This window comes from Streptomyces sp. NPDC088254 (genome assembly GCF_044740925.1).
Classification (GTDB): domain Bacteria; phylum Actinomycetota; class Actinomycetes; order Streptomycetales; family Streptomycetaceae; genus Streptomyces.
The window spans coordinates 420861-447144 of record NZ_JBIURQ010000005.1 but is presented as its reverse complement, the minus strand read 5'-3'; the positions used below and the strand labels follow the sequence as shown (position 1 = coordinate 447144).

Here is a 26284-nt window from a genome sequence, read left to right as displayed (position 1 = left end):
GGGCGGTCGACGGTGGTTTTGGATCCGCATCGCTGGTTGGAACTGCGGCGATTCCGCGGCCTGTTGGAGTCCGGGGCGATGAGCCTGTCGGAGATCGCCCGGGAGACGGGGCTGGACCGCAAGACGGTCCGCAAGTACCTTTCGGCGCCGGGCCCGGCGACCCCGCCGCGCCGGTCGGCGAAAGGGCGGTCCCTGGCAAGGAAGATCGACGAGTTCGCGCCGCTGATCGACTCGATGCTGCGGGCCGAGGTCCTGATGAAGGCATCGGTGATCCACGAGCGGCTGGCCGCGGAGTACGGGTTCACCGGCAACTACCAGCGCGTCAAGCTCTACGTCCAGGAAGCCCGTCCCCGGATCGCCGAGGAACTCGGCATCACCCCAAAGGAGTTGGCGGGCATGCACCGCCGGTTCGAGGTGATCCCCGGCGCCCAGGCCCAGGTGGATTGGGGTGACGAGGGCAAGGTCCTCGCCCACGTGGGCATCGCGAAGGTCTACTCGTTCCACATGACCTTGTCATACTCCCGCGACCCGTTCTGCTGCTTCACCACCAGCCAGGACCTGCAGACCTTCTTCGACTGCCACCGCCGGGCATTCGCGCACTTCGGCGGGGTGCCGATGACGATCGTCTACGACCGCACCAAGACCGTCGTGCGCCGTCACGTGGCCCCGGGCGAGGCAGTTCCGCTGCACCCGGAAGCGGTCGGCTTCGCCGGCCACTACGACTTCGACATCGACGTCCTGGCCGCCTACCGGCCCACCGGGAAGGGCCGTGTCGAACGCCAGGTGCTGATCGTCCGCGACCACGTCCTGTCCGGCCGGGCCTTCTCCTCGATCGAGGAGATGGACGCCGCCTTCACCGCCTGGGTCCCGCAGCGCAGGTCACAGATCCACAAGACGCACCGGGAGGTCATCGGGGAGCGGGCGGCCCGTGACCATGCGGCCCTCAAGCCGCTGCCGCCGACCCCGTATCTGGTGGCCGAGCGGCATCTGCGGCCGGTCGGCAAGGACTGCCTGGTCGCGTTCGGCGGCAACCTCTACTCGGTGCCCGCCCGCCGCGTCCGCCCCCGGCAACTGGTGGAGATCCGGGCCACGAAGTCCCAGGTCATGCTGCACTCGACCGTCACGGACGATTCGAAGCGCTCACCGAGGCCGAGAGGCGCACGCCCTCCGACGCGCTCATCGAGGCCATGTACGACTGGGTCAATGAGCCTTTTCAGCGTTGCCTCTCCAGGGCGAGGACCGCGGCGGCGATGTCTGTCATGCGGTTCGGGCTGCAGCGGCTCCGGCGGAAGATTCGTCAGGACTTCAGGCGGGCGACGTCTCGTTCGACAGGAGCGCGGGCCTGGGCGAGTGCCCGGTTCAGCGTCTGTTCGGTCGGTGACAGTTCGCCGTTGGGCGGGCGGCGGATGGCGGTGGTGGCCCATGAGCCGGCACCGATGTAGGCGCGGTCGGCGACGATCGGGACGCCCTGGCGTTCGCAGATTCGGATGATGCGGTGGGTGCGTGCGGCGGTCAGATGGTGAGCACGGCCCGGCAAGGCCGGTGAGATCCACAGAAGCTGGCCTTCGGGATCGGTGACGACCTGCATGTTCACGCCGTGGCGTCGGTGCTTGTTGGAGTAGTCGGCGCGTCCGTCGCCCAGGCGGTCGCACTCGTTGAGGGTGCCATCCAGGAGCACGTAGTCCGGGTCGTGCTCGCGCAGGGTCTTGAGCAGGCCCGGCACCCGGTCGGCGAGGAGTTGCACGACGGCGGTGGTGTAGGCGTGGGCGGTGCCGACGGATATGCCGACCCGGCGGCGATCTGCGCGAGAGTGTCGTGCTTGCGCAGATAGGCGAGAGCGACGAGTGCACGCTGGTGCGGCGGGAGCTTGCAGCGGCGGTCACCCTCACGAGTGACGATAAGCATCGTGACCCACTCGACCAACGCATGAGGCAGGTCGAGTGCGGCAGGATAGGGAACCGACAGGGCTCCTGGACCGGCAGGTTGAGACTTCGAACACCTCACCCAACGGCACGGGAGCCCCGTCCGTTGCGGCACCAAGGCCATCACCCGATCGGTGGCCACGCTGAAAAGGCTCAATAAGAGGCGGTGCCAGCATGGGACGAACGACGTGTCGGAGGCCGGCGCCAAGTAGGGCCACCGTCATCCATCTGCCAGCGTCTTCCGCGCCCACTGGCTCGTCGTCGCCGACTACGTGGACGCCCTGCGGCAGGCCGGATACCCGCCCAGCCTGATTTTCTTCCGTGCTTTCACCATCAACACCGGCCAGATCGTCAACCAAGGCCGCGCCGAGAAGCTGTTCCGGGGGCTGACCGGCACCAACGGCGAGCCGATGAGGCCACGCGGGGAAAGCGGCTTCGGGCAGGCCAGTCTGTCCACCGGCCGCGGCTCGATCTGGCGGATCACCCCGCTGTCCCTCACCCCCGCCGGCCGCCTGCCGATCGCCGTCGCAGGGAAGAAGAACCCGACCACGAACGCGCCGAGCCTTCGGGTCGAGGAGGTGGACCCCTGCCATCTCTCACCGGTCATGCGGGCCACCGGCTGTCGTCTGCGCCACCACACGCTCTCCCTGCCGGACGGCTGGATCGAGCACACCACCATGACGGACGGCCGCACGACGTACGCCCTGCCCGGCCTGCCCGCCGCGTGAGCACTCCTACAAATAGTTCCACTGGTCGGTGCCGGAGGAGCGGTCCTCCATCCAGAATCACTGGTGGAGGACCTCTCCAGGCGCCGGTGCGACCACCATTCCGCGCGGGCGTCATGAGCCGTCGCTGAACAATCGGGTGAGGATCGCTCGGGCCGCTCCCGAGCACAGACCGCTGATCGCGGCCAGGGTGCCCTTCTGCACGATCTCGCTTCGGACCTGGTTCTTCTGTGCCGGTGCCTGCTCCTGCTGCTGCTGGGGAACGGACGGCTGCTGGTTGCGCTGCTCATTGCTCACTGCTCCTCCAAGTGGTCGGTCTGATGTGGCGCGGGAAAAAACCCGTCCGACCCCGACAGGTCGGACAGTGCCGGAAGCGGGGGCAAGCGCCGCAACCCCCCTCCCCCTTCGCAGGACTCACTCGGTGACAGACAGGACCAGGCATGAAAAACCCCGGGCAGTGAGCCCGTCGGCAGGACGAGAGGAGCAAACCGGCTCGGAAAGCGGCATGCAAGGGTCAGCCACATATTCCAGCGCGAAGGGGTACGCCTACGGCACACCGTGTCCCAACTTGGCTGTGGGGTAGGTCTTCCCTGGTACGCGACCGAACGGAACCGCAAGCTAACCCGACCGCGTTCCTCGAGGACGCGCCCCACAGCCGCTGTACGTCACCGGAATGACGTACGGCCGCTGTCGCCCACTGCGCGGGGCACCTGGCGGGAGACTGCCGCCATGAGCACGACGCGCGGCTCACTGGGCACCGGTCCGAGCACCACCACGAGCACGTGGCTTCATTCACGAGGATGGGCAGCAGATGTTCACCACTTCGGACGGCGCCACAGCCCACGGGGAATTCGAAAACTGAGTGAGTCGCTTGCCGTAGTCAGAGGCGGCGGCTGGCACTTGCCCGCTGCGCTGATACTCAACGGCGGTGGCAGGTGCCGTTCCCGCAACGGACGAGAAATCATGTTGTCAGGCTGCTGGCGAGCTGGGAAGATGCGCCTGTTTCCCAGGCGGAGGACATTTGTTCGTTTTCGTGTGTGCGGGATGCAGCGCAGAGTTGACCACCCCGCTGTCCCAGGTCTCACTGCCAGTCCACGCCCGTCAGAAGTACGGGAACGGGGCCCAGCTTCCGGTGCTCATGGAGTCCGGGACGTTTGCCGTAGACCCGGACCCCTGGGGTGGGCCGTGGCGGATGTGGGACGAGATCGATCCGGGCGAGGCGGAGGCGCGCGGCATCTACGCGCCGGTGTATGCCCTGTCCGACAGCACGGCCGGGGCGAGTGTCATCGCGCCTGGTGATATCCGTGGAACCCGGCTGATTCCTGAGAAGCGCGGCGGTGCCTGCTGCGGCCTGGACGGAGCCGACGGGCCCAACATGGCTTGCGAGGCATGCGACCTCCCCGTGGCAACCAGAGTCGACGACTGCTCGCTCTGGCAGGCAGTGCGGCTCAGCTCGGACGCCGTGCACCGCGTCCCCATTGACGGTATCCACGCTGCGCCCCTCTCCTGGGCGGAGCTGGCAGAGAAGGGGGAGAAAACGCCCCCGTTCGAGCCGATTGCCACGTGGGGAGGACGGCTGGGGTCGAACCACTACTGGTCGTGGAGTCCGCAGTGGGAGGCGGCAGCCGGCCAGGCGCTCGCCCACCTTCTGGTTGCCTCCCAAGGGCAGCCGGTGAAGGTCCCGGGCGGTCTGACCGCGGACGTGTTCCAACGTGCGCTCGACGCCCTGCTCCCGGCGGGCCCCCGAAATCGGCGCGCCGTCCTGGCTGGCCCGGGACAGCCCTCCCCGGACGCGGGCGTCGACATCCTCCTCGTACCGGTCCATCCCCAGACGGGTGAGACCTGGACCCCTGCCGCCCCGACTGCGTCGGCATACCTGGTGCCCCTGCCGCTGGGGGTGTGGCTGTGGCTGGTCTCTCCCCAGCCGTACTTGCCGGCTCCCGCATCAGGCCGCATACCCCAAGACGTACTCCGCGACGACCCGCTCCCGCTGCTCCCCAACCACCTGTTCCGGGCCGACCGAGGAACGTTCCAGAACACCTTGGTCCGGCTACCAGCCGTGCGCATCCCGTGGCTGCGCACGATCCTCGACACGCAGGGCGTCTCGGCCGACCTCTTCTAGCGAGCTCGTGCACGGTAGGCAGTGAGACGTCGAGATGGCGGTGGGGCGACGGGTTCACGTCTGCCGTACCGAAGTCTCGTCCGCGGTCTGCTGGTGGGACAGCAGTCCGGCGACGGCCTGGACTGTGTCGCTCATGTGCTCACGGCGGCCGAGGCGGCTGGTCAGAGCACGCCAGTCTTTCAGGTGGGCGATGCCGTGCTCGACCCGGATACGCCATGAGGAATGCGCTTTGCGCTGTCTCTCATGCATCTCCTCGTACCAGTCAGTAGGTGTTTTTGATCCCTGGCCGTGAGGTGGGTACGGCTGGATGATCTGGGGTGTGGGGGCTGGTGAGACGGCTCGGCGGTACTGCCGGGAGTGGGGTGATCCGCTGCCGCAGACGATGGCGGCGGAGGCGGTGTTCTGCTCGGGTCGGTGCAGGTCACGGCGGTGACGGAGGCTTGAGCGGACCCGGCAGCGGGTGGCTGCGATGCAGCGGGGAGAGCATGCGGAGTGCCCGGTTTGTGGGCGGTCGTGGACGGTGGGGGTGGAGCGGTCGAGGGCTGCGGTGTACTGTTCGGACCGTTGCCGGGTGCGGGCCTGTCGTCAGCGGCGGGCGTCTCGGAACGGCGTTACGGAAACGCCATAGCCGAACGCCACTTGGGCACCTCGAACACCCCTTGTCTTGCAGGGTAGTTGGAGCCGATTGCTGAGCGCTTCGAGCGCCCCCGGTTCACGCCCCCGGTGTGTCGCGCGCGCGTCACGGTGGACGGTGACCGGGGCCGGCGCCCCCTATTGACCGGTCACGCCGTGGTGGCCGGGCCGGACCCGGGCGAGGGCGGTGGTCATCATGACCGACGTGAGCGACCGGATAGGGAACGTCACCCGGCAGCGTTACGAACAGCTCGTCATCCAGGCCAAGGAACTGATCGCGCAGATTGCCCGCGCGCAATTCGCTCTGGATGACATGGCGTTGGAGATCGAGCCGATGAGGTCGGTGGGCGGGTCGATGCCGAACGGCACAGACGACCTCTTCACCGTGACGGACTCGTTGCAGATGTTCGCGGACGACATCGGCGTCGAGCGCCGGACGGTGGAGGAATGGCGTCACACAGCCAACCGATGGCCCGAAGGGCGCCGCAAGGAGGGCGTGTCGTTCACGGTTCACCGCATCCTTGCGTCGGTCGCGGGCGAGGACGAACGGTGGGCGGCGATCGAGGACGCGCCGTTCAACCCGCGCACCGGGGCTCGGCAGTGGACACCGGACGGCGCGAAGCGGGTCGTCGGCCAGCGGGTCGATCGGCCGGTGACGGTGGATGAGAAGGTCCAGGCCGTGGCCGACCTGACCCGGGACGACGAGGTCGCAGCCCAGGTCGCCACCGATCTGCTGAAGCGGTCGGCGGTGACCGAGCACGTCACCCCGGCCGAGCGGGTGCGGGTCGTCACGGAGCTGACCAGGGACGCACGGTCGCCCAGCAGGTGACCACCGACCTGCTGCGCCGTCCGGCCGTCGCCCGGAAGACGATGCGGGACGACACCACTCGGATGCTCGTCAACCGCGCCCAGTTCGACAACTCCAACGAGACGCGGGACCGGATCCGGGAACGCACCCCGGCGGTCCGTGCGATCGAGCACACCATCGAATACCTCGACCTGGTCGGCTCCTGCCACGGCTTCGTGGCCACCCTCGGCCGCCTGGTCCCGCAGCTGCGGGGGCAGGAGTTCACCCTGGACGAGCAGCTGGTCCAGCTGCTCAAGGGCGAGTAGGCCATGCCGCGATGCCGGGAGGCCCGGCCGCTGGCCGAGCACTACGGCGACCTGGTCCGCGTCGCCCTAATGGAAGCACGCCCCGCCGGCCTGCACACCTATCAGCTCACGGCCACCACTCGCCCAACTCGCTCGCAGGTCGGCCGCGGCATCCGCCACGTCCGCGACGTCGTCGCCGCGGAGAACCTGACGCCGATCACCTGGACCCGCGGGGACGGCTATCTGTTCTCCGACGACCCCGCCGACTGGAGCGAGTACGACAAGCTGCAGTTCCGGCAGATCCTCGGCCGCCTCACCCGGGTGATCACGGGCACGCTCGATCCGCACCTGGCCCGCTACCCCGACGACGAATGGGCTCAGCTCGCCACCGCCCAGCTCACCGGCGTCCGCGCCACCCTCGCTCAGCTCTCCAAATAGCCCTCGCCGCCGATCTCCCTGTCGAGCCCGCCATGCCCACTGCCTCCCGTCGCCGCCGCTACCCGTCCGACACGTCTGTTGCCGAATGGGCCCTGCTGGAACCCCTGCTGCCCGTCCCGGCCTGCCAGACCAGGACCGGCGGACACCCGGAGAAGTGGCCCCGGCGGGAGATCGTCGACGGCATCCGCTACATCGTCGACAACGGCGCGAAGTTGGCGGGCCCTACCTGCGGACTTTCCCCCGTGGGAGACGGTCTACGGGTTCTTCTGGCGGTGGAACCGGGCGGGAGTCGTCACCTACATCCGTGATCAGCTCCGGCGGCGGATTCGTACCGGCAAGGGTGGCTGCCCGCACCCGGTGACGCTGATCGTGGACTCCCAGTCGGTCAAGGGTGCTTCGACCGTCGGCCGGAACAGCCGGGGCTACGACGCCGCGAAGAAGATCAACGGCCGCAAGCGACATATCACCGTTGACACGCTCGGCCTGCCTGTGATGATCATGGTGACGCGCCGACATCCAGGACCGCGACGCCGCCCGTGACGTCTTCTGGCGCCTACGCCTCACTCAGCCGCAGATCACCCAGGTCTGGGCCGACCGCGGCTATGCCGGCGACCTCGTGGACTGGGCCCGCGAACGCCTCTGGCTCACCCTGCGCATCGTCTCCAGGCCCAAAGGCGCCAAGGGCTTCGTCGTCCTGCCCCGCCGTTGGAAGGTCGAGCGGACGATCGGCTGGTGCATGAACGCCCGCCGCAACGCACGCGGTTACGAACGGCTGCCCCAGCACTCCGAAGCACACCTGAACTGGGCACTCATCACCATGATGACCCGACGTCTGACCCGAAAGAGGCCGCGGAGCAGCCAGTGGACCAAGAAGCCATCGGCGACCCGCTGAGCTGGGACGATTTCAACGTGAATCGTCTCGCCTCGCGAAGTGAAAGACTTGGTCATCGCTAGGATGCGGTCAGCCTGCGAGGTTCGATGCGCTCCTCCACCGCCCTGGCTCCGTCGCTTTTGACGATGTAGGCGCCCTTACCGGGAGTTTCCGTCACCGCTTCCACCAATTCCGTTCCTCGGTACACCAGGCCGACTCCGTCGTCTGTGCAGTGAGCAGTAGGTATGGTGCCGTCCGCCACGAGCTGGTGAATCAACGGGCGTCGACCCTCATCCGAGTCGTAGTGCACGCCGTTGCCATACGGCAGGAAAGCGAGTGCGTCCGTGACTGGGCGCAGTTCCGGCCCGAACGAGTCGGTCGCACCTCCCTGGAACCAGCAGAGGGAGCCCGCACTGACTCCGCTGAGCACGATACCGGCCTGCCAGGCACGGTGCATGATGCGGTCCAGGCCATGTGCTCTCCACACCGCGAGCAGGTTGACCACCGAGCCCCCCATGACCCAGACCACATCGTGCTCGAGGATCGAGCCCTCGACGTCTTCAAGGTTGGGCATGGGGAACAGGTGCAGAGGCGTCAGGTCGAATCCCGCTATCCGCGCAGCCTCGGTCATGCGGGTCGTGAAGTGCTCGGCATCCCCGATGGCGGTGCCGACGTACATGATGCGCGGGCGCCGACCATGCACGCCGGAGAGGTCGACCGCATGATGCACCAAAGCATCAAACATCACCCTGGTTCGTCCTCCGACTCGATGTCCGCCGGAGGTCGCGAGGATCGTCGGTTCCAAAGTCGTCATGGCCATGATCGTATCGGCGGCATGCTGACGGACCTGGGCAGGCGCCGGTTGAAAAACACCTACTGATGTAGTCGCGGTGGGACAGTCCGGTTACCAGGCCGCCCCGAAACCCGATCCATGCCGGTCAAACTGATCGTAGGTTCATGCCATGACGACCGTTGACGACATGGACTACGAGTTTCGCACTGCCCGGCCTGAGGACAGCAAGGCCATCGAGGCACTCGACGGATCCTTCACTACCCGCACCATCTTCCGCGTGATCGTCACCCAAGACGGGTTCGCCCTCCAGGAGATCCCGGTGGACCCGCCCATCCACAAAGTCTTCCCAGCGGAAGACGCCGACGACGACCCTGCAGCCGAGGAGGATCCGAACCGTCGTACTTTCGTCGCCGTCGGCCCTGACGGTCTGGCGGGCTTCGCCGCCGTCTCCTACGTTCCGTGGAACCGGCGGCTGGCCATCGAGGACATCGAGGTCGCTCCGGGCCATCGAGGTCAGGGCGTCGGCCGTACCTTGGTGGGCCACGCTATCGAGTTCGCCCGTGAGTGCGGTGCCGGGCACATCTGGCTGGAAGTCACCAACATGAACGCCCCGGCGATCCACGCCTACCAGCGGATGGGATTCACCTTCTGCGGACTGGACACGACGCTCTACGACGGCACGCCCTCATCGGGCGAACAGGCCCTCTACATGAGCATGCCCTGTCCCTGAAGTCGCCAGCAGACGGCTGACAGGGGGCTGGTACGTTGCCCGGCGCGACCGTCGTCCCCATGGGGAAACGTGACTGCGAGAGTGGGGAATTGCCTGACGCCGAACCTGCTTGACTTGGGGAATTCCATGACCGTCGACAAGTACGCGTAGGCGTTGGTGGCTCCACCGTACTGCGGGTCAGACTGCAGGAAGCGGCCGGTCCCGGGCTCGTACGCACGAACACCGGTCAGCGACAAGCCGCTGAGGGTCTCGGAGGAAAACCTGTGCGCTGCCCTGCCAGCCGTAGCGAGCGGTGCCCGTGCCTGTGAGAGGCACGCCGTACTCGCCGTAGCGCTGCACCGTCGATGCGGCCGGGTCGGCGAGGTCCAGGCCGATCGTCGCCGGCGACAGTGAGGGCGGCAGCGACCAGGACCAGGAGGAATGGCAGATCCGGCTTGGTGCATGGATCGGGAACCAGCGCAGCCCGGCCGCACCCCTCTCCGCGGAGCGGATCGAGCAGCTCTCCACGATCGGCATGCGATGGACCTAATTATGCCGCCCTCGCGCGCAGCCCGCACATAGGCGTACCTGAAGCGTTCATCATGCGTAGAGCCGTTTTCTGATCGCCTGAGGCCGGCCCCAGCAGGAATCCTGCTCGCTGCTCCGGGGTACTGCCGGCGGTGCGGAGCAGGGGGGTGGTGCGTGTCGGCGGTGGGAGTGGGCGTGGGTGAGCTGGTCTTCAGCTGACGGTCGGCGACGTCCCTGATCCGCGCCCGCTCAATAGCCTGCGTCGACTGGCGCTGTCTCGAGAATGCAAGAGCTGGCAGTCGGGGGCGGGCGGTGTGGGAGAACCAACCCTACGGACTGCGGGGTACCGGCCCTGCCGGCCGACCGCTTGGGGAGGCGGACGTCGCCGACCTGACGCTACTCGCACCGCCGGGCCCGATCCGACCTGCATGGTGAGCCACTGACTCACCGCCCCGGAGAGCGGTGGCCGTGAACGAACCGTCCCGGGTACAACCGGCCAAGTGGAACCTCTCCAAGGAACCCACTGCCTGGAGACAAGCGGGAAGTCTCGGCTCACCACGTTGCCCAGGCGTGTTCCCCCTGGTTCGTCGACACCGTTCCCGAACGGGAAAGAGGGTCAGCCGTTGAGGCTCTGCATGAGCGCAGGGGCGTAGCGCTCGCCGGAGACGATGCCGCGCGGGGCGACGGCTGCAATGGCGGCCAGGTCCTCATCGGTGATCGTCACGGTGGTGGCGGCGACGTTCTCCTCCAGGTAGCGGCGGCGCTTGGTGCCGGGAATGGCGATCGCGCCCTGGTGCAGCACCCAGGCAAGAGCCAGCTGGGACGGCGAGACCTGTTTGGCGGCGGCGATGCGGCGGACCTCGTCGACCACGGCCAGGTTCCGGGCGAAGTTCGCGCCCTGGAAGCGAGGGTCGGTGCGGCGGAAGTCGTCGGCGGCGAAGTCGTCCGGGCTGGTGATCGCACCGGACAGGAACCCGCGTCCGAGCGGCGAGTAGGCGACCAGACCGATCCCGAGCTCGTTCAGGGTGGCCATGACCCCGTCGTCCTCGATGCCGCGCTCGAAGAGCGAGTACTCGGTCTGGACCGCCGTGATCGGGTGGACGGCGTGGGCGCGGCGGATGGTCTGCGGGGCGACCTCGGACAGGCCGATGTAGCGGATCTTGCCGGCGGCCACCAGCTCGCCCATGGCGCCGACTGTCTCCTCGATCGGCACCTGTGGGTCGACCCGGTGCAGGTAGTAGAGGTCGACGTGGTCGGTGTTCAGGTGCCGCAGGGAGCGGTCCAGGGAACGACGGATGTACTCAGGGCGCCCGTTGTGGCCGACGAGCGTGCCGTCGTCGGTGAACTCGATGCCGGTCTTGGTGGCGACGACGGCCTGCTCGCGGCGGCCGGCGAGGGCCTTGCCGAGGAGCTGCTCGTTGATGAACGGGCCGTAGCTCTCGGCGGTGTCCAGCAGGGTCACGCCCAGTTCCAGGGCGCGGTCGATGGTGGCGAGGGACTCGGCCTCGTCGGTGCTGCCGTAGAAGGCGCTCATGCCCATGCAGCCGAGTCCTTCGGCGGAGACGGTCAGGCCCTGGCTGCCGAGGGTGCGGAGTTCCATGGTGATCTTCCTTGCTGTTGCGGGTCGCCCGCGGGATGTGTGGCGGGACGTCCGCGGGATGTGTGACGGGTTGGTTGTGTGCCTGGTGCGTCTGGCCTGGTGCGCCTGGGGTGCTGCGGCCCCCGACCCGGACCGGGTGCGGCCTGGAGTCGGTCGCCGGTCGCCAGTCGTGGTCGGGCCGCGCCCGGCGTCGGTGCACCCACCGGGCCACGGGGCGGTCAGCGCACCCAGGCACCGGTGAGGGTCTGGACCGCGGACCCGTCGAGGTCGGCGAGGGACGCTGCGGCGAAGTCGCGGGCCCACTGCGAGGTCTGGACGCGGAAGGGCGGGCGGGCGACGGTCAGGGCGTCGATGATCGGGGCGGCTGCCTCGGCCGGGGTCTGGGCGGTGCTGAACGACTGCTGGGTGCGGCTGATGTAGGCCTCAAGCGCCGCGGCGTAGGGCCCGGCGGCGGCGAGCAGCGCCGGGACGTCCAGGCCGAGATTGGCGACGAACTCGCTCGCCACCGCGCCCGGCTCGACCACGGTGACATCGACGCCGACGGTGGCGGCGACCGGCGCGAGGGACTGCATGAAGCCCTCGACGGCGAACTTGGCCGCGCAGTACGCCTCGTTGAAGGGCTGGCCGACGACGCCGCCGACGCTGGTGACGGTGATCACCCGGCCCTTCGACGCCCGCAGGTGCGGCAGGGCGGCCCGGGTCACCGCCACCACGCCGAAGAAGTTGACCTCCATGGCCGCACGGACGTCGTCGATGCTGCTCTGCTCGATGGTGCCGACCTGGGCGGCCCCGGCGTTGTTGACCAACGCGTCCAGGCGGCCGTGCTCGGCGACGACCTCGTCCAGGCAGGCGGCGATGCCGGCGGAGTCGATCACATCCAGGCGCTTGACGTGGATCCGGTCCGCGACACCCGCCTCGGTGGCAGCCGCGAGCAGGGCCTCGGCCTTGCCGGTGTCGCGCATGGTGGCGATCGTCGTCCAGCCCGCCTGGGCGGCGCCGATGGCGGCGGCCAGGCCGATGCCGGAGGACGTACCGGTGATCAGAACCGTCTTCGGGGAGGTCATGAGGGTCTTCCTTGCCTGCGGAGGAGAACGGGCCGACACCCGTAACCGGGGAGTTCCCCGGTTATCCGCCAACGGTAAACGGGGGACTCCCCGGTTGTCCAGCTAGACTGGTCCCCCGATGAAGGGAGCAGTCTTGACCACCAAGCCGAGCGCGTTGCGTGCCGATGCCCGCCGCAACCGGGAGCGCATCCTCGAAGCGGCCGTACGCGCCTTCTCCGAGAAGGGCCCGGACGTCGCGATCGACACGATCGCCAAAGCCGCGGGCGTCGGCTCGGCCACGCTCTACCGCCACTTCCCCACGCGCGAGGCGCTCGTCGAGGCGGCCTACCGCAACGAGCTGGCCCGTGTCTGCGACAGCGCCGCGAAGCTGCTCGCCGACAACCCTCCCGACCGCGCGCTCCGTCTGTGGATGGACGGCTTCATCGACTACGTCGCTGCCAAGCAGGGCATGGCGGACGCGCTGCGGGCGGCGGTCGCATCCGGTGCGGACCCCTTCGCCGAGACCCTCGAAAAACTCGGCACCGCGCTCGGCACCCTGCTGCGCGCCGGCGCCTGCGCCGGTCTCCTGCGGCCGGACGTCGACCCCTTCGACGTCGGCTTCAGCCTGGCCGGCGTCGCGCTGATCACCAGCGCTCCCGACCAACGCGAACGGGCCGGCCGCCTTCTCGACCTGCTCCTCGACGGCCTCCGGTACGGAGCGGACGGCCCGACGTCCAACTCGTGACCGGGCGCGCGAGGCGTTCCGTGCCACCGGCGGCACCCCGCTGCCGCCCGTCGCGGCCTGGGCACCGGACCGGTTCGGACCGGCCGGCGCCGGCCTCTCCCCTGTCGACCTGGTGGAAGGACTTCTGCTGGCCCCGTTGTTTGGAGACATCCAAGGTTGGCGGGCTCTCGCGCTCGGTCGCTGGCTCTTTTGTGCGCGCCGGAGCGAAACCGGCCGGCACGCTTTGAAGCTTCCCCTTGATGTTGGACACCTGGAGACTGGGACGTGAGGTTCCAGAGGAAGTAGTGCCAGGTGGGAAGCAAGAGCGACCGCAGCAGGCGGTACTCGGAGGAGTTCGAGTGCGACGCGGTCGCGCTGGTCCGCTTCTCCGGCAGGACCGTCACCGAGGTGGCCCGGGAGATCGGGGTCAGCGCCGAGGGTCTGCGGAACTGGGTCAAGCAGGACACGATCGACCGCGGGCAGGGGGCGCCGGGCGGGCTCACGAGCGCGGAGCGGGGGGAACTGCGTCGGCTGCGGCGGCAGAACCGTGAGCAGGCCGAGACGATCGAGGTGCTGCGAAAAGCGGCGGTCTTCTTCGCGAAGGAGAGCGATCGATGAACGACGTGTATGCGTTCATCGAGGCGGAGAAGACCACCCATGGCTTCGTAACTGACGGGCGACAGCGCTTATCACCGAGCTTGGACAGCACTTGGTGATCACACGGCAAGAAAATGTCGATGAGAACTGACACCGGTCATGGGCGCGCTGCGGCGCGACGCTGATGAGGATCTCCGAAACCTCCACCGCAGTTCGGTTGATCCACCAGACTTGCTCTTGTTTCCCAACGGAGAAGGGACGGCAAGCATGGCGAACAGCGCACTTCTGGTGATGGACGTCCAACGGGACGTCGTGGCCATCGCCGACGACGGTTCCGGATATCTGTCGCGCTTGCGCAGAGCGATCGACGGTGCCCGGGCTGCCAGCATCCCCGTGATCTACGTGGTGATGGGGTTACGGCCAGGCGATCCGGAAGTCAGCCCTCGCAACAAGGTGATGACAAACGCCGTGCGGGCCGGCCTGTTCACCGAGGGCGCCCCTGGCACCGAGATTCATGACGATGTTTCGCCCCAGCAGGGCGACGTGGTGGTTACCAAGAGGCGGGGGAGCGCGTTCTCGGGCAGCGACCTCGACTTGGTACTCAGGGCTCGCGATATCGACAGCCTCGTTCTCACCGGCATCGCCACCAGCGCTGTAGTGCTGTCCACCCTGTGGCACGCCATCGACCTGGACTTCGGCCTCACCGTCCTGGCGGATGCCTGCCTCGACACCGACCCTGAGGTGCACACAATGCTCACCGAAAAGCTGTTCCCGCAGTGGGCAGATGTCGTCGCCGTCGAGAACTGGCTCAAAGCCATCGCACCGCAATAGCGGGAGGCCGTCCGGACCCTCGCGTGCGGGGCAAGACTGCATCGCCTCCCACCGTCCGGGTGAGGTCAGCCGGATGCGTCGTGTGCGGCGGCCCGGGCTTGGGTGATAGCGAGGCGGTAGGTTTCGGTGCCGGTCTGGATCAGGTTGCCTCCGAAGCCGAGCCGGTCGACGATGGCCGCGCAGAGCCGGGGGTCGGTGAAGGTTTTGGTCCAGCCGCTGAAACTCTCGTTCGAGGCGATGGCGACGCTGTTCTTTTCCTCGCGCTCGGTCAACACCTGAAACAGCAGCTCAGCGCCCCTGCGGTCAAGCTCCACATAGCCCAGCTCATCAATGCAGAGAAGATCGACTCGGCCGTAGCGGGCGATGGTCTTGGTCAGCACCTTCTCGTCCGCGGCCTCGACCAGCTCGTTGACGAGTTTGGTGGCGAGTGTGTAGCGGACCCGGTAGCCGGCCATCGCGGCTTCGGTGCCCAGCGCGATCAGAAGGGCGACTTGCCGGTGCCGGAGTCGCCGATCAGGCAGAGCGGCAGGCCCTTCTTGACCCACTCACAGGTCGCCAGGGTGTGGATGACCGCCGGGTCCACGCTGGGGTTCGCCTCGAAGTCGAAGGCCCGCAGTGATTTCTCGCGCGGGAACTGAGCGGCCTTGATCCGCCGTTCCGAACGGCGGCGGGCCCGGTCGTCGCATTTGGCCATCAGCAGTTCGGCGAGGAAGCCGCGATACGACATCTGGTCACGGGCGGCGGCTTCGACCAGCTCGGGGAACTGGGCCCGGATGGTCGGCAGCCGCAGCATCCGGCATGCCTGGTCGACAGCAGCGTCGGCGGCCTGTTCGGTCAGCCCGCGGTGGCGTTTGAACGTCGTCATGGCGTTTCTCCCTCGACGGCGGAATGGTCGGCCGGCCGCCTCGGTCGCAGCAGCTGGTCGTAGGCCGCGACCGACGGCAGCGGCCGGTTGTCGGGCGGCAGGTGGGCCAGGCGCCGTTCGGTCAGGAACGTCACACTCGCCCGGTCCGGCTCCGGATCTGCCGTCGTGGCCGGCGCATCGTCGGCCTCGGCGGCCTTGCGGGCTTCCAGTGCGACCGCATCCGCGGTCAGGGCGCCTGCCCGGAGGGCGGCGGCGAGCCCGGTCACCAGGTACTCATGATGAAGATGCCGTCCCGGCAGCAGGACCTCGATCAGAGCGCGGGTGCCGTCCCGGTCACCGTGGGCCTTGCAGGCAGCCGCCCACCAGGCGTCATGGACGGGGGTGAACTTGCCTGCGGAGCGGGCCTGTTCCAGCGCGGTCGCACCGGGAAAGGCACCAGGCTTGTGGACCAGGGCCTCCAGATAGTGGTCCAGTTCCAGGCGGGCCTGGCCCTTGGCGATGAGCCGCTCGTGCCGGGCGACTTCCTTGCGGCCGTCGTAGACGACGACTTCGGAGGCGTGCAGCATCACTCGAACAGTGCGGCCGATCAGTCCCACCGGCACCGAGTAGCGGTTCGTGCGGACACTGACCTGCGCGTATCGGTCAACCCGGAGACTGAACAGCCGACCGGTCTCGAACGGCTCGTTGGGCAGCGGCTGCTGCAGCGGGCGTTCGACGGCGAAGTACTCGCCGATCGTCCTGGGCCGTGACCGGATGCGGCGGTCTTCGTCCTCGGCGTCCCACCGCTCCACCATCGCGTTGAGTTCGGCGAGGGAGTCGACTTCCGGGACGGGGACGAGGTGGTTCCGGCGGAACCAGCCGATCTGGCCTTCCACCCCGCCCTTCTCATGGGCTCCTTCAAGGCCCGGGCGGCAGTACATGCTTTCGATTCCGTAGTGCGAACGGAACGCGGTCCACCGCTCGTTCTCCACCCGCGCTCTCGATAGGCCCAGCACCCGGGCGACCGCGGCCCGCAGGTTGTCATAGCGCACCTTGCCGCAGGGGACGCCGCCCAGCACGCTGAGAGCGTGGACGCGGCCTTCGAAGAACGCCTCCTGCCCGCACGAGGCGAAGATGCGGTGCACCGCCTTGCCGGAGTACGACAGGCGCATCGAGAACAGGTAGACCTTGACCTGCTCGCCGGCCAGACGGATCGTCACGTCGCCGAAGTCGACCTCGGCTTCCGCCCCCGGCATGTGGGTCTGGGGGATGAACGCGTTGAGCGGCCCGCGTCCCGCCTCGATCCGTATCTGAGGCCGGCGAACAGCGACATTGGCCCGCACCATCGGATAGGTCACCTCCACCGCACCGTGCTCGTCCAGCAGCCGGTTGAAGATCCGCTTGACGGTGTGCCGCTGCTTGCGCGGCGCGTCCAGATCCGCCCGCAGCATCTGGTCGATCACCGGCTTGAACGCATCCAGCCTCGTCTTGCGGGGTGGCATCTGCTTGCGCGGCTCCGGCCAGACGGACGTCATGGCCGCCCTCACCGTCCGGAAGCCCACCCCGTACTTGCGTTGCAAGGCCCGGTTCGACATCCCCGCCCGGGCATCACGGCTGATCGCCGCGTACAGATCGACCTTGGACTTCGGTGGCACCGGCGCCCCCTTACCGTGCAGAGCACCCCACCCCCAGAGTCCCACCGCAAGAGCCCAAGTGGTGTCAAAACTCGGCGATATCACTCTCCGCCAACACCGGGCGGTGTCGCCGCCGATCGACAACCGGTGTCAGGACTCACCGATAAAGCCACACCCACTCAGTCGCTCTGCTGTGCCGGCTGCTGAAGGTGGCCCGCTCCTCCTTCTACGCCTGGATGGCCGGCCAGCAGGCCGGCGCCGCCCGCCGGGCCGCCGACGACGCCCTGGCCCACGAGATCACCGTCTTGCACATCGCCTCCCGGTGCACCTACGGGGTGCCGCGCATCCATGCCGAACTGCGCAGGCTGGACCGGCGGGTCAACCGCAAGCGAGTGGAGCGGGTCATGCGTGAGCGCGACATCACCGGGGTCACCCGGCGCAAGCGCCGGTCGCTGACCCGTCCGGCGAAGAAGGCGGTGCCCGCTCACGACCTGATCGGCCGCGACTTCACGGCCGCCGCCCCGGGGCAGAAACTGGTCGGTGACATCACCTGCATTCCCACCGACGAGGGCTGGCTGTATCTGGCGACCTGGCTGGACCTGGCAACCGCGAGATCGTCGGCTACTCGATGGCCGACCACCACCGCGCATCCGCGGCATTGTCGTAGCACGAGCCGGTTCGCCCCATGCTCTGCCGCAGCCCCAACCGACGTATTTCCCGGCGGAGTTCGTCAGCGGTGTACTCCGCTCCGCGGTCCGAGTGCACGATGCAGCCGGGCTGGAGGTCGCTGCGGCCGGCGGCCATCGTCAATGCGTCGGCCACCAGCACCCGCCGCTGGCCCGATCGGATTACCGCCCGCGCTGAGATCTTCACCTTCATCGAGACCTTCTACAACCGCAAGCGGCTGCGGAGGCACCCAGTCTGGGGCTACCTCACCCCGCTGGAGACCCGGCAGCGACACGAACAAGAACACGCCCTCGCAGCGTAAGCATCGAGTGTCCAGCATCACGGGGAAACTTCAATCACCCTGCTGGACGTCTACCAGGCGATCCCCGACGAACCCGTTTTCGGACTGCACTCCTCGGAACCGAACCCGGAGTGCTGCGTCGGCTGCAACATCCAGCCCGTCCTCACCCACGTTTACGACCGTGCGACCGAAGCTCTGCGCAAGTCCCTGGCGCAGACCTCCGTCGCCGACGTACTGCGCGACACGCTCGCGCTGTTTCCCTCCGATGCCATCCCGCACGTGGCTCTTCGGAACTAGGTGACGGCATGAGCGCGCCGCAGGTCGGTGCCCGCTGACTCACCCAGGAGGCAGTCGGAGACTGCCGCGACCAGAGGGTCGGAAACAGGTCTCACACGTGGGTGAGTTGTGCCGGATTCGATCGTTCAGCCTTCTGCGGCGGGTGACTGGGGTCCACCGCCGCAGTAGTGGTTCAACGCCACGTCGTACTGCCCCGCCGGATCAACCAGGAATGGCTGGCCTTCGGGCACACCCAGGTTGTCCAGCCCCTCATCGAGTCCGGAGAACAGGGAGCTGAACTCCCGTATGAACGGCGTCGCTTCACGTGGTCACGCCGGGTCTCGGCGGGTGAAGTGCACCCGCCAACCCATGATCGACATGACGCTGGACGATAGTCCGTGGACAGCTCAACAGCGCATAACAGAAGTGGGACGGGTTCAGGGCCCTGATCGTGACGCCTCCGGCCGGTGGCGCCACCCCGCACGCCTGCACCGTGCCCGTCCCGACCTCTCCCCCGCCGACGTCCCCCCGTTGGGCGTCGCTGCCGCGCTGACGGCGGCACGGGCGCGGCGGCTCCGACGCGCAACCGGCTGAGCGCGCCCCGATCCACGGTCGCGGCCGCGCCGCCCGTCCCGCCCATTCCCTTGCTCCTTCACACCAGCCAGAGGGACATGGGCAGAGCGGCCGCAACGGGGATGTCAGCGGGCCGACCGCGACAAACCCGCGCGGTGACCTGCACGGACACGGTGACGGCCCTGCGGGCCGCGCAACACCCAGCGCAGCCCTTGGCGCACCATCCAGCGCAACAGATAGGCGCAACCCATGGCGCATTCCCGTGCTCCTGGTCGACCGAGGCGCGCGGTCAGGTCGCTTGAACGGCCCGCCGGGCGCGGGCCATCTGTTGCAGCTCGGAGCGCGCCGTCGGCGCCGTGCCGCCGAAATTGATCATGGTCCGGCTGGCGTCGGAGTGAGTGGGTCATCCGGCCGCCGGATGCGGACTCGACGGGGGTGGGGGACGGTACCTCGACACCTTGCGCGACTGGGCCGCGTCACTCGACATCACGACGGGGACGCCGGACTGATCGGCCTCCATGCCACGCCGCCGGTGGCGGAGCTGCTGAGAGACGAGCGGGAGTGTCATGAGCTCTCGTGCTACTCCCAGACGAGCGCCGCTACCGAGTCCGGCGCCGCATCGTGGGGACCGTGTACCGCGCTGCCAGGTGCCGAGCCTGCAGAGTCGGTGTGCACGGCACCTCGTGAACCATCGGGCAGGGTTCCGCAGCGGCGCGGTCCGAGTACGTGGCAGACGCAGCACCGCTGGGTCACGATCACTTGGCTTCGAACGGCGCCGGTCTCATGCCGATTCCGCCGGGCGCCTCTTGCGATACCAGGGGCTGACGGTGGGGATGCGGAGCCCTGCCGTGTGAAGCGGGTCCTGGCTAGCGATCTGCTCGGCTTCCGCCAGGGATATGGCGCGCAGGATGTACAGGCCGGTCCCGGAGTTCTCGCCGTCGGGCGTCATGAGGGGACCGCCTTCGAAGGTGATCCCCCTGGCTTCGAGGTTGGCTCCGAAGGCGAGGTGCTCTTTGATCTTCGGCATGAGGGTGCTCGGGTCGTCACCGACGAGTCGGCTCATGACGAGGTAGAGGAGCTCGTGGGTCTCCTCGGAAAACGGGCGCTTTTGCTCGCTGTTCATCAGCAGTGCTCCTTTGCTGGAGGTGTTGTTGCGGGACGATTCCGCTATCGGGTCACTGCCCGTGCGGGGCGCGCAGTTCGGCAGCGAGCCGGCCGATGGTGTCCTCGGCGGTGGGGGCGGGGCCGAACATTTGGGTCTGGCGGGTGGTGTCGGCGACGTAGCGGCCGGTGTCGAACCAGCGGAACATGGCGGCCATGTCCTTGACGATCGGCTTGAACGGGCCGACGAGGGCGCCGGCGACCTGGACGACTGCGGAGGGCACAGCCCGTACTTTGATCGGCTTTCCGGCCCGGCTGCCGAGCAGGCGGGCCACCTCCCGCATGCTGACCGGCCGGTCCCAGCCGATGTCCACGCGTTCGGTGGGCGAGGCATCGGCGTCCACCGCGGCCGCCAGACAGGCCGCGAGGTCGGCGGTGTGCACGAACGTCAGGGGGACGTCGGGCTTGGCCATCCAGAGCATCCACCCCTTGTCGAGGGGGTTGCCCGCCAGCGTGGTGACCTGGTCGAGGAAAGCGCCCGGGCGCAGGGCGACGAAGGGGACGCCCAGCTGTTCGAGCTTGTCTTCGGCCGGCTTCTTGTGCCAGAAGTGCGGTACGTCGGGTGTCTGGTCGCTGGTGAGGATGCTGATGAGGACGAAGCGGCGTACGCCGGCGCGGTGGGCGGCCTCGGCGAGGTTGGCATTGCCGAGGGTATCGATGTCCTGTGCCTTCTTGTCGCCGCCGGTGTAGCCGGCAGCGGTGGTGATGACGGCGTCGGCGCCCTCCATGGCGGCGGTGAGGGAGTCGAGGTCGAGCATGTCGCCGCGGGCGATCTCGACGCCCTTGTCCTGGAGCTTGCTCGCGTTGCTGGTGGGACGGACCAGGGCGCGGACCGCCTTGCCGCGGGCGAGGAGTTCGTCGACGACCTGGCCGCCGAGGGCGCCGGTCGCGCCGACGACCAGGACCGAAGGTGCGGTGGGAGCGGAAGTGTTCATGGTTACTCACTGCCTTCGGACTGCTGGTGCTGGCTCTTGTAAGGGTGGAATGGGTGGGCGCCGTCGACGGAGAGGTTCATGCTCCAGGAGGTGACCGGGGTGATTTTCATGAGCTGCTGCTCCCCGGCGCGGGTCGGCCGTAACACGAGTTCGGCTGTGCCGTATACGCGCAGGTACCGCGGTGTCCACGGATCGGTGGAGACGAGATCGTCGATGACGAGAGCCACTTTGTGATTGCCGTCGCGCACGTTGCGGGCGCGACGGGTGTTGGTCGGGTTAAATCCGCCGATGTAGAAGTGCGTGCCGTCGAACTCGAACACGACCGGGGTGACGTCGGGCTGCCGGTCTGCCGAGACGGTCGCGACGCGGGCCAGGCGTTGCGTGCGGATGTAGGCGATCTCTTCTTCGGTGAAGGACATGGTGGGGGTCGTCCTTTCGCCAGGGGAAGGAGTGAGCGGCCAGGTGGACGCGTGCTGTCAGGAGACCCCCCAGTCGGTCAGTGCCTCCCTGACCTGGTGGGCGTCCGCTGTGTTCCACGCGCGGGCGAGGTGTCCATCGGGCCGTACCAGCGCGGCCGCCAATCCGGACCAGGGCCTGGCGGGAACCACCTCCACCGTCGGTGAGCCCAGCGCATCGAGCTCGCCGGCCGGGGTGAAGTCCACCAACAGGAAGCGATCGACGCGCAGTCGGCGCAGCAGGGTGTCCCCGTCCAGCAGGTGCAGGTCCGGCACACGGTGCCCCTCCAGGGGGTGGCCCGCATCGGGGGCGCGGTAGGAGACGCTGAGCCCTGACAGCAGTCCGGCCAGGTGTGCGTTGGTTTCCGGTCTGGCGAGCAGCGTGCTCATCAGCTCGCGTAGGGCCGCGCCTTGGGGGGTGAACGTGGTCATCAACGCGGTCTGGGCCTGCGTGTTCTGCGCCAGGGACTCGGCCACCGGGCGGCGTTCACGGTCGTAGGAGGCTGCGCCGCCGGTGATCAGCGGTGTGGCCTGGCCCTTGACCTCGGCCGCGAGCTTCCACGCGAGGTTGACGGCGTCCTGCATCCGACGTTGACTCCCTGTCCGCCCGCCGGGAAGTGCACGTGCGCGGCGTCACCGGCCACGAAGACCCGGCCGGCCCGGTAGCGGGTGGCGTGGCGGGTGGTGTTGTCGGCCGTGGAGATCCACACCGCGTTGCGCAGCCCGTAGTCGGTGCCGGTGATGCGCTTGAGGATGCCGCGTAGGTCCTCGACGGGGAGCGGCTGGCTCCGCCGGGCGGCGACCTGCTCGGGCGTCAGGTCGGTGTCCTCGGGCAGAACGCCGAACACGCGATGGATGCCGTCGAAGAGCGGCACGACACCGACCCAGCCGTTTTCCTGATCCCAGACGTGACTCGCGTGCTCCGGTGCCGCGTCCAGGTGGACGTCTGCAAGGTAGGACACCGTGTTGCCGGGCGTGCCGGGAAACTCGATGCCGGCCTGCTGGCGGACCGGGCTCCATGCGCCGTCGGCTCCGACCAGGTAGCGGGCCGTGTGGACGGTGTCGCCTGCTCGCACGCGCACGACGGTGTCGTCCTGCTCGAAGCCGGTGACCTCATGGCCGTAGTGCACCGGGATGCCGCGCGCTTCGACGAGCGAGGCGAGCACCCTCTCGGTGGTGGCCTGGGTGATCTGCAAGATGTAGGGGTGGGGGGTGTCCAGGTCGGTGTAGTCCAGCAGCTGCGGGAGCATGCCGAAGTGCGTGCGGGGCACCGGGCGACCGTGCGACAGCAGGATGTCGGTGAGCGTGCGGCCGTCCTCGGCCCGCACGGTGGTGAGGACCTCCAGGGTGCGGGGGTGCAGGACGGCGGCACGGGAGTTCTCGCTGCGCTCGGTGAGCCGCTCGAGGACCTCCACCTTCACCCCGGCCGAGTCCAGGAGCGCGGCGGTCAGCAGACCGACCGGGCCTGCGCCCGAGACGATGACGTCGGCGCTCATGAGTGCCCTCCGCTCACGATCGTGGGCATTGCTGCCGGGGCGGTTGCCCGCATCGGTCGGATCGCTCCGGTCTCGCTGGTGCTGCGCACCCTCGGTGCCGGCCTCTGCATGTCACTCCTCACTGGGTTGAGTCGAGGGCTGCGAGCGGCTACCGCTGCGACAGGGTCGGCGACCCGGTTCCTGCCTCACAGCCGACGGCAGGGTGGGAGATCGCCGGATCAGCGCATGAAGTCCATTACTGCCGTGCTGAGTTCCTGCGGCGCTTCTTCGGGCAGGAAGTGGCCGGCATGGGGGATGACCAGTCCGGTCACGTCCGTGGCCACCAGGCGCAGGGTCTCCTCCGGCATGGTGCCGGTGCTGTGCTGGCCGCCTATCGCCAGGACCGGGATCGTGAGCGGGCCCTCGTCGCGCCAGCGCAGAGCGTGCTCAGCAGACGTATCGAGAGTGCGGTAGTACTCGAAGCTCGCGCGCAGCGCGGACGGATCGCGTAGCTGGTCGACGTAGACGTCGATGGCCTGCTGCGGGATGGCGCCGGGCCTGGCGGTCTTGGTCGTGAAGTTGTAGCCGAAGTAGATCTCCTCGCGGCCGGCGACCATGCGCTCGTTGATGTCCGCGAGGCGGTTGAAGGCGAAGTGCCACAGGAACTCGTTGGTGGCGGGGTCCGACATCAGCGGCGGGGACGGCGAGAGACCGGGAAGGATCGACTCGGCTCCGACGAGGCGGGTGACGCGGTCACGGTGGCTCGCGGCGAGGGCGTAGCCGACCAGCATGCCCAGGTCGTAGCCGACGACGGCGAAGCGCTCATGCCCCAGCTCGGTCATCAACTCCGTCATGTCGTCAGCGAGTGTGGCGGCGTCGTAGCCGGTGGCGGGCTTGTCACTGGCGCCCATGCCGCGCAGGTCAGGGGCGATGACGGTGAAGTGCTCGGCCAGGGCGGGCATGACCAGACGCCAGCTGTACCAGAACTGCGGCCAGCCGGGCAGGAGCAGCAGCGGCGGCCCGTCGCCGCCGACGACGGCGTGCAGGGTCAGTTCGCTGGTCTGGACGGTGTGGCTGGTGAACGTGTCGGTGAACCCGGCGGGCAGGTCCGGTACGTCGGTGACGGTGAACGGCACGATGATTCCTTCACATGATCCATTAAGTGGATGAATTATCCACTTCACCGTAGCACGGAACGGATGAGCTATCCACTTATGCTGTTCGCATGACCAGTGCATCGATGCGCAAGGACGCTGCCCGCAACCGGCAGCGCATCGTCGACGTGGCCCGCCAGCTCGTCGACGACGGCACCCCGCTGCAGCTCAACGACGTCGCCCGTCTCGCGGGCGTGGGGGTGGCCACCGTCTACCGGCGCTTCCCGACACCAGAAGCCCTGATGGAGACGGTTGCAGCCCCCGGCCTGGAAGCGCTGATCACCCGCGCGGAACAGGCGCTGACCGAGGAAGATCCCTGGGCGGCCCTGACCGGCTTCCTCGACGTCACCCTGGAGGCGCAGCTGACCGACCCCTCGCTCACCATCGTCCGCGCGGCGCCGGAGCGCGTTCTGCCCCGCACCGAGGAGCTGACCGCCACGCTGGACTCACTGGCCGGCCGACTGCTCGACCGCGCGCGCACGGCAGGCCTCGTCCAGGGCGTCGTCACCTGGGACGACCTGCTGCCGCTCATGTGCGGGATCGCCTTCGCCGCCAAAGTCCACAGCGAAGATCGGCCGGCACGTCTGGACTCCGGCCGCCGCTACCTGGGCGTAATGCTGCAGGGGATGCGCGGCTGAGCCCCTCTCCGGAACTGGGGAGGATCCGTGCCGATATCGAGCCGGATGCGAAGTCGAAGCCACTTGATCCCCGCACAAAGTTGTTCGAGCAGGTAACCGCCTTGGCCCACTCTTCTTGGCGGCTTCTGTGCGCCCACAGTCAACCGTACATCCGCTATTTTGCGCGGCACTGCCACCCGCGTGATGCGGCTCACATACGCTTCCGGGAAGATCGGTTCAGGATTTAGTTGTTCGGGCAAGTAATGGGGTCGCGGGAAGCTGCGCCCCTGTCTACTCCCCCGAAGAGAGATGACGATGTCGAAGGCATTCGAGCCCTACGAGCTGGGCGGCAAGCGCCTGGCCAACCGCCTGGTGATGGCACCGATGACCCGAAGCCGCGCCTACGGCCCCGGCCAGAGCCCCATGCCGTTGATGGCCGACTACTACGCACAGCGCGCCTCCGCCGGGCTGATCGTCACCGAAGGCGTCCAGCCCTCCAGGGTCGGTCAGGGCTACCCCGACACCCCCGGCATCCACACCGCACAGCAGGTCGCTGCCTGGCGAAAGGTGACCGACGCCGTACACGCCCAGGGCGGCGTGATCTATCTGCAGATCATGCACACCGGACGGGTCGGACACCCGGCGCTCATGGGCCTGCAGCCCGTCGGCCCCTCCGCCGTCCGGGCCGCCGGGCAGGTATACACCCACGAAGGCCCCCAGGACTTCGTCACCCCGCACGAACTCACCGACGCAGAAGTCCGCGCCACCATCGCGGACTTCGCCGCCGCCGCGCGCAACGCCGTCGAGGCGGGTTTCGACGGTGTCGAGCTGCACGGCGCCAACGGCTACCTCATCCACCAGTTCCTCGCCCCGAACAGCAACCAGCGCACCCACGAATGGGGCGGCAGCCCCGAGAAGCGCATCCGCTTCGCCGTGGAGACCGCCAAGGCCGTCGCCGAGGCAGTCGGCGCGGACAAGGTCGGCTTCCGCATGTCTCCGGGCAACCGCTACAACGACATCGACGAGTCCGACACCGCAGACGCCGAGACCACCTACACTGCCCTGGTCGAAGCCCTCGCCCCGCTGAACCTCGCCTACCTGCACCAGCTGGAAGTCCCCGGCGCGCGCGACCTGACACGCCGGCTGCGCAAGGCATGGCCCACGACCTTCATCCTCAACCCCTTCACCGGCCAGGAGCCCACCGGACCAGCCGAGTTGGAGCTCATCGAGGACGGCACCGCCGACCTGGTCGCCTACGGAGCCCTCTTCCTCGCCAACCCGGACCTGCCCGCCCGACTGGCCCAGGGCGGCCCGTTCAACGCGCCCGATCCGTCCACCTTCTACGGCGGGGACGAGAAGGGGTTCACCGACTACCCCACGCTGGAGGAAGCCCGCGCCTGACGCTTCGGCGACAGACCCGAGCCCACTGGGCATGCCGCACCTGAGCAGCACATACCCTGCGCTCAGGATGCGGACCTGAGGGCTGTCTGCGGCGGTCGGCCCAGCGCCGACCGCCGCAGACATGCGCTGCAAGCACGGCCGCACGTTGAGAAGGCAGAGGGAAG

23 protein-coding genes and 7 pseudogenes are annotated in these 26284 nt (G+C 68.3%); 15 read left to right on the top strand and 15 right to left on the bottom strand.

Going from position 1 to position 26284, the window contains the following annotated elements; all coding sequences use genetic code 11:
• Positions 1–12: 12 nt before the first annotated feature.
• A pseudogene (gene istA, locus ACIOC0_RS17860) lies at positions 13–1185 on the top strand (IS21 family transposase); the annotation flags it as partial.
• A gap of 28 nt (positions 1186–1213) precedes the next feature.
• Here the strand turns inward: istA (ACIOC0_RS17860) and ACIOC0_RS17855 are convergent.
• Positions 1214–1905: pseudogene (locus ACIOC0_RS17855) on the bottom strand (transposase family protein).
• Between the two features lie 289 nt (positions 1906–2194).
• Here ACIOC0_RS17855 and ACIOC0_RS17850 point away from each other — a divergent pair.
• Positions 2195–2650 (top strand): hypothetical protein, encoded by a 456-nt coding sequence (locus ACIOC0_RS17850; RefSeq protein ID WP_402155898.1) that lies wholly within the window; start codon positions 2195–2197, stop codon positions 2648–2650.
• Positions 2651–2761: 111 nt separating this feature from the next.
• Here ACIOC0_RS17850 and ACIOC0_RS17845 read toward each other — a convergent pair whose 3' ends face one another.
• Positions 2762–2944: a hypothetical protein gene (locus ACIOC0_RS17845; protein ID WP_402155897.1), complete on the bottom strand. Its 183-nt coding sequence runs from the start codon at positions 2942–2944 to the stop codon at positions 2762–2764.
• A 724-nt stretch (positions 2945–3668) separates the two neighbouring features.
• Between ACIOC0_RS17845 and ACIOC0_RS17840 the strand changes: the two genes are divergently transcribed.
• A complete protein-coding gene (locus ACIOC0_RS17840) occupies positions 3669–4769 on the top strand; it encodes a hypothetical protein (protein WP_402155896.1) in 1101 nt (366 codons plus the stop codon).
• A gap of 54 nt (positions 4770–4823) precedes the next feature.
• On the opposite strand, the gene ACIOC0_RS17835 is transcribed toward ACIOC0_RS17840, so the two are convergent.
• The gene (locus ACIOC0_RS17835) at positions 4824–5018 is read right to left on the bottom strand and encodes a hypothetical protein (RefSeq protein ID WP_402155895.1); all 195 of its coding nucleotides are present in this window, start codon (positions 5016–5018) and stop codon (positions 4824–4826) included.
• Positions 5019–5598: 580 nt separating this feature from the next.
• Here ACIOC0_RS17835 and ACIOC0_RS17830 point away from each other — a divergent pair.
• From ACIOC0_RS17830 to ACIOC0_RS17820, 3 genes and pseudogenes are all read left to right on the top strand, one after another.
• Positions 5599–6515, top strand: a pseudogene (locus tag ACIOC0_RS17830) (DUF6192 family protein).
• Positions 6516–6518: 3 nt separating this feature from the next.
• Positions 6519–6932 (top strand): hypothetical protein, encoded by a 414-nt coding sequence (locus ACIOC0_RS17825; protein WP_402155894.1) that lies wholly within the window; start codon positions 6519–6521, stop codon positions 6930–6932.
• Positions 6933–6964: 32 nt separating this feature from the next.
• A pseudogene (locus ACIOC0_RS17820) lies at positions 6965–7824 on the top strand (IS5 family transposase).
• 58 nt (positions 7825–7882) lie between these two features.
• Here the strand turns inward: ACIOC0_RS17820 and ACIOC0_RS17815 are convergent.
• Positions 7883–8617: a Type 1 glutamine amidotransferase-like domain-containing protein gene (locus ACIOC0_RS17815; protein ID WP_402155893.1), complete on the bottom strand. Its 735-nt coding sequence runs from the start codon at positions 8615–8617 to the stop codon at positions 7883–7885.
• A 148-nt stretch (positions 8618–8765) separates the two neighbouring features.
• Here ACIOC0_RS17815 and ACIOC0_RS17810 point away from each other — a divergent pair, with 148 nt between their 5' ends.
• Together ACIOC0_RS17810 and ACIOC0_RS17805 are read left to right on the top strand one after the other, a co-directional pair.
• A complete protein-coding gene (locus tag ACIOC0_RS17810) occupies positions 8766–9326 on the top strand; it encodes a GNAT family N-acetyltransferase (protein WP_402155892.1) in 561 nt (186 codons plus the stop codon).
• Positions 9327–9699: 373 nt separating this feature from the next.
• Entirely contained in the window at positions 9700–9855 is a 156-nt protein-coding gene (locus ACIOC0_RS17805) for a helicase associated domain-containing protein (RefSeq protein ID WP_402155969.1), read from the top strand.
• Between the two features lie 594 nt (positions 9856–10449).
• Here the strand turns inward: ACIOC0_RS17805 and ACIOC0_RS17800 are convergent.
• Both ACIOC0_RS17800 and ACIOC0_RS17795 read right to left on the bottom strand, forming a co-directional pair.
• Positions 10450–11433: an aldo/keto reductase gene (locus tag ACIOC0_RS17800; RefSeq protein ID WP_402155891.1), complete on the bottom strand. Its 984-nt coding sequence runs from the start codon at positions 11431–11433 to the stop codon at positions 10450–10452.
• 218 nt (positions 11434–11651) lie between these two features.
• Complete coding sequence (locus tag ACIOC0_RS17795) at positions 11652–12497, bottom strand: SDR family NAD(P)-dependent oxidoreductase (protein ID WP_402155890.1); 846 nt, start codon at positions 12495–12497, stop codon at positions 11652–11654.
• A gap of 133 nt (positions 12498–12630) precedes the next feature.
• Between ACIOC0_RS17795 and ACIOC0_RS17790 the strand changes: the two genes are divergently transcribed.
• From ACIOC0_RS17790 to ACIOC0_RS17780, 3 genes are all read left to right on the top strand, one after another.
• Positions 12631–13221, top strand: coding sequence for a TetR/AcrR family transcriptional regulator (locus ACIOC0_RS17790; RefSeq protein ID WP_402155889.1), 591 nt, complete (start codon positions 12631–12633; stop codon positions 13219–13221).
• Between the two features lie 291 nt (positions 13222–13512).
• Complete coding sequence (locus ACIOC0_RS17785) at positions 13513–13818, top strand: transposase (RefSeq protein WP_402155888.1); 306 nt, start codon at positions 13513–13515, stop codon at positions 13816–13818.
• Between the two features lie 246 nt (positions 13819–14064).
• Entirely contained in the window at positions 14065–14628 is a 564-nt protein-coding gene (locus ACIOC0_RS17780; protein WP_402155887.1) for a cysteine hydrolase family protein, read from the top strand.
• A gap of 65 nt (positions 14629–14693) precedes the next feature.
• Here ACIOC0_RS17780 and istB read toward each other — a convergent pair.
• Together istB and istA (ACIOC0_RS17770) are read right to left on the bottom strand one after the other, a co-directional pair.
• A pseudogene (gene istB, locus ACIOC0_RS17775) lies at positions 14694–15493 on the bottom strand (IS21-like element helper ATPase IstB).
• The gene (gene istA / locus ACIOC0_RS17770; protein WP_402155886.1) at positions 15490–17127 is read right to left on the bottom strand and encodes an IS21 family transposase; all 1638 of its coding nucleotides are present in this window, start codon (positions 17125–17127) and stop codon (positions 15490–15492) included. The pseudogene istB and the gene istA (ACIOC0_RS17770) overlap by 4 nt, the downstream one beginning before the upstream one ends.
• Positions 17128–17342: 215 nt before the next feature.
• Here istA (ACIOC0_RS17770) and ACIOC0_RS17765 point away from each other — a divergent pair.
• Positions 17343–17540, top strand: a pseudogene (locus ACIOC0_RS17765) (IS3 family transposase); the annotation flags it as partial.
• Between the two features lie 187 nt (positions 17541–17727).
• On the opposite strand, the gene ACIOC0_RS17760 reads toward ACIOC0_RS17765, so the two are convergent.
• Entirely contained in the window at positions 17728–17985 is a 258-nt protein-coding gene (locus tag ACIOC0_RS17760; protein ID WP_402155885.1) for a DDE-type integrase/transposase/recombinase, read from the bottom strand.
• Positions 17986–18127: 142 nt separating this feature from the next.
• Here ACIOC0_RS17760 and ACIOC0_RS17755 point away from each other — a divergent pair, with 142 nt between their 5' ends.
• Complete coding sequence (locus ACIOC0_RS17755; RefSeq protein WP_402155968.1) at positions 18128–18370, top strand: Rrf2 family transcriptional regulator; 243 nt, start codon at positions 18128–18130, stop codon at positions 18368–18370.
• 1333 nt (positions 18371–19703) lie between these two features.
• Here ACIOC0_RS17755 and ACIOC0_RS17750 read toward each other — a convergent pair.
• The 6 genes and pseudogenes from ACIOC0_RS17750 to ACIOC0_RS17725 form a co-directional block, all read right to left on the bottom strand.
• Complete coding sequence (locus ACIOC0_RS17750; protein WP_402155884.1) at positions 19704–20045, bottom strand: YciI family protein; 342 nt, start codon at positions 20043–20045, stop codon at positions 19704–19706.
• A gap of 52 nt (positions 20046–20097) precedes the next feature.
• Complete coding sequence (locus ACIOC0_RS17745) at positions 20098–21018, bottom strand: SDR family oxidoreductase (protein WP_402155883.1); 921 nt, start codon at positions 21016–21018, stop codon at positions 20098–20100.
• Positions 21019–21020: 2 nt separating this feature from the next.
• On the bottom strand, positions 21021–21437 hold the full coding sequence (locus ACIOC0_RS17740) for a PPOX class F420-dependent oxidoreductase (RefSeq protein ID WP_402155882.1): 417 nt from the start codon (positions 21435–21437) through the stop codon (positions 21021–21023).
• 57 nt (positions 21438–21494) lie between these two features.
• Positions 21495–21863 carry a hypothetical protein gene (locus tag ACIOC0_RS17735; protein ID WP_402155967.1) on the bottom strand — a complete coding sequence of 123 codons (369 nt, stop codon included), beginning with the start codon at positions 21861–21863 and terminating at the stop codon, positions 21495–21497.
• A 120-nt stretch (positions 21864–21983) separates the two neighbouring features.
• Positions 21984–22969, bottom strand: a pseudogene (locus ACIOC0_RS17730) (FAD-dependent monooxygenase); the annotation flags it as partial.
• A gap of 218 nt (positions 22970–23187) precedes the next feature.
• Positions 23188–24084, bottom strand: coding sequence for an alpha/beta fold hydrolase (locus tag ACIOC0_RS17725; protein ID WP_402155881.1), 897 nt, complete (start codon positions 24082–24084; stop codon positions 23188–23190).
• An 89-nt stretch (positions 24085–24173) separates the two neighbouring features.
• Between ACIOC0_RS17725 and ACIOC0_RS17720 the strand changes: the two genes are divergently transcribed.
• Positions 24174–24740 (top strand): TetR/AcrR family transcriptional regulator, encoded by a 567-nt coding sequence (locus tag ACIOC0_RS17720; RefSeq protein ID WP_402155880.1) that lies wholly within the window; start codon positions 24174–24176, stop codon positions 24738–24740.
• Positions 24741–25034: 294 nt separating this feature from the next.
• On the top strand, positions 25035–26120 hold the full coding sequence (locus tag ACIOC0_RS17715; protein WP_402155879.1) for an alkene reductase: 1086 nt from the start codon (positions 25035–25037) through the stop codon (positions 26118–26120).
• Positions 26121–26284: the final 164 nt, after the last annotated feature.

What these genes read in the sequence shown, in the direction of transcription:
- ACIOC0_RS17735 (WP_402155967.1), bottom strand. Translation starts at nt 21,863, where the DNA reads ATGAGCACGCTGCTCGCCAGACCGGAAACCAACGCACACCTGGCCGGA.
- ACIOC0_RS17810 (WP_402155892.1), top strand. Translation starts at nt 8,766, where the DNA reads ATGACGACCGTTGACGACATGGACTACGAGTTTCGCACTGCCCGGCCT.
- ACIOC0_RS17720 (WP_402155880.1), top strand. Translation starts at nt 24,174, where the DNA reads ATGACCAGTGCATCGATGCGCAAGGACGCTGCCCGCAACCGGCAGCGC.
- ACIOC0_RS17795 (WP_402155890.1), bottom strand. Translation starts at nt 12,497, where the DNA reads ATGACCTCCCCGAAGACGGTTCTGATCACCGGTACGTCCTCCGGCATC.
- ACIOC0_RS17745 (WP_402155883.1), bottom strand. Translation starts at nt 21,018, where the DNA reads ATGAACACTTCCGCTCCCACCGCACCTTCGGTCCTGGTCGTCGGCGCG.
- ACIOC0_RS17740 (WP_402155882.1), bottom strand. Translation starts at nt 21,437, where the DNA reads ATGTCCTTCACCGAAGAAGAGATCGCCTACATCCGCACGCAACGCCTG.
- ACIOC0_RS17825 (WP_402155894.1), top strand. Translation starts at nt 6,519, where the DNA reads ATGCCGCGATGCCGGGAGGCCCGGCCGCTGGCCGAGCACTACGGCGAC.
- ACIOC0_RS17715 (WP_402155879.1), top strand. Translation starts at nt 25,035, where the DNA reads ATGTCGAAGGCATTCGAGCCCTACGAGCTGGGCGGCAAGCGCCTGGCC.
- ACIOC0_RS17760 (WP_402155885.1), bottom strand. Translation starts at nt 17,985, where the DNA reads ATGAAGGTGAAGATCTCAGCGCGGGCGGTAATCCGATCGGGCCAGCGG.
- ACIOC0_RS17750 (WP_402155884.1), bottom strand. Translation starts at nt 20,045, where the DNA reads ATGAACAGCGAGCAAAAGCGCCCGTTTTCCGAGGAGACCCACGAGCTC.
- ACIOC0_RS17835 (WP_402155895.1), bottom strand. Translation starts at nt 5,018, where the DNA reads ATGCATGAGAGACAGCGCAAAGCGCATTCCTCATGGCGTATCCGGGTC.
- ACIOC0_RS17815 (WP_402155893.1), bottom strand. Translation starts at nt 8,617, where the DNA reads ATGACGACTTTGGAACCGACGATCCTCGCGACCTCCGGCGGACATCGA.
- ACIOC0_RS17800 (WP_402155891.1), bottom strand. Translation starts at nt 11,433, where the DNA reads ATGGAACTCCGCACCCTCGGCAGCCAGGGCCTGACCGTCTCCGCCGAA.
- ACIOC0_RS17780 (WP_402155887.1), top strand. Translation starts at nt 14,065, where the DNA reads ATGGCGAACAGCGCACTTCTGGTGATGGACGTCCAACGGGACGTCGTG.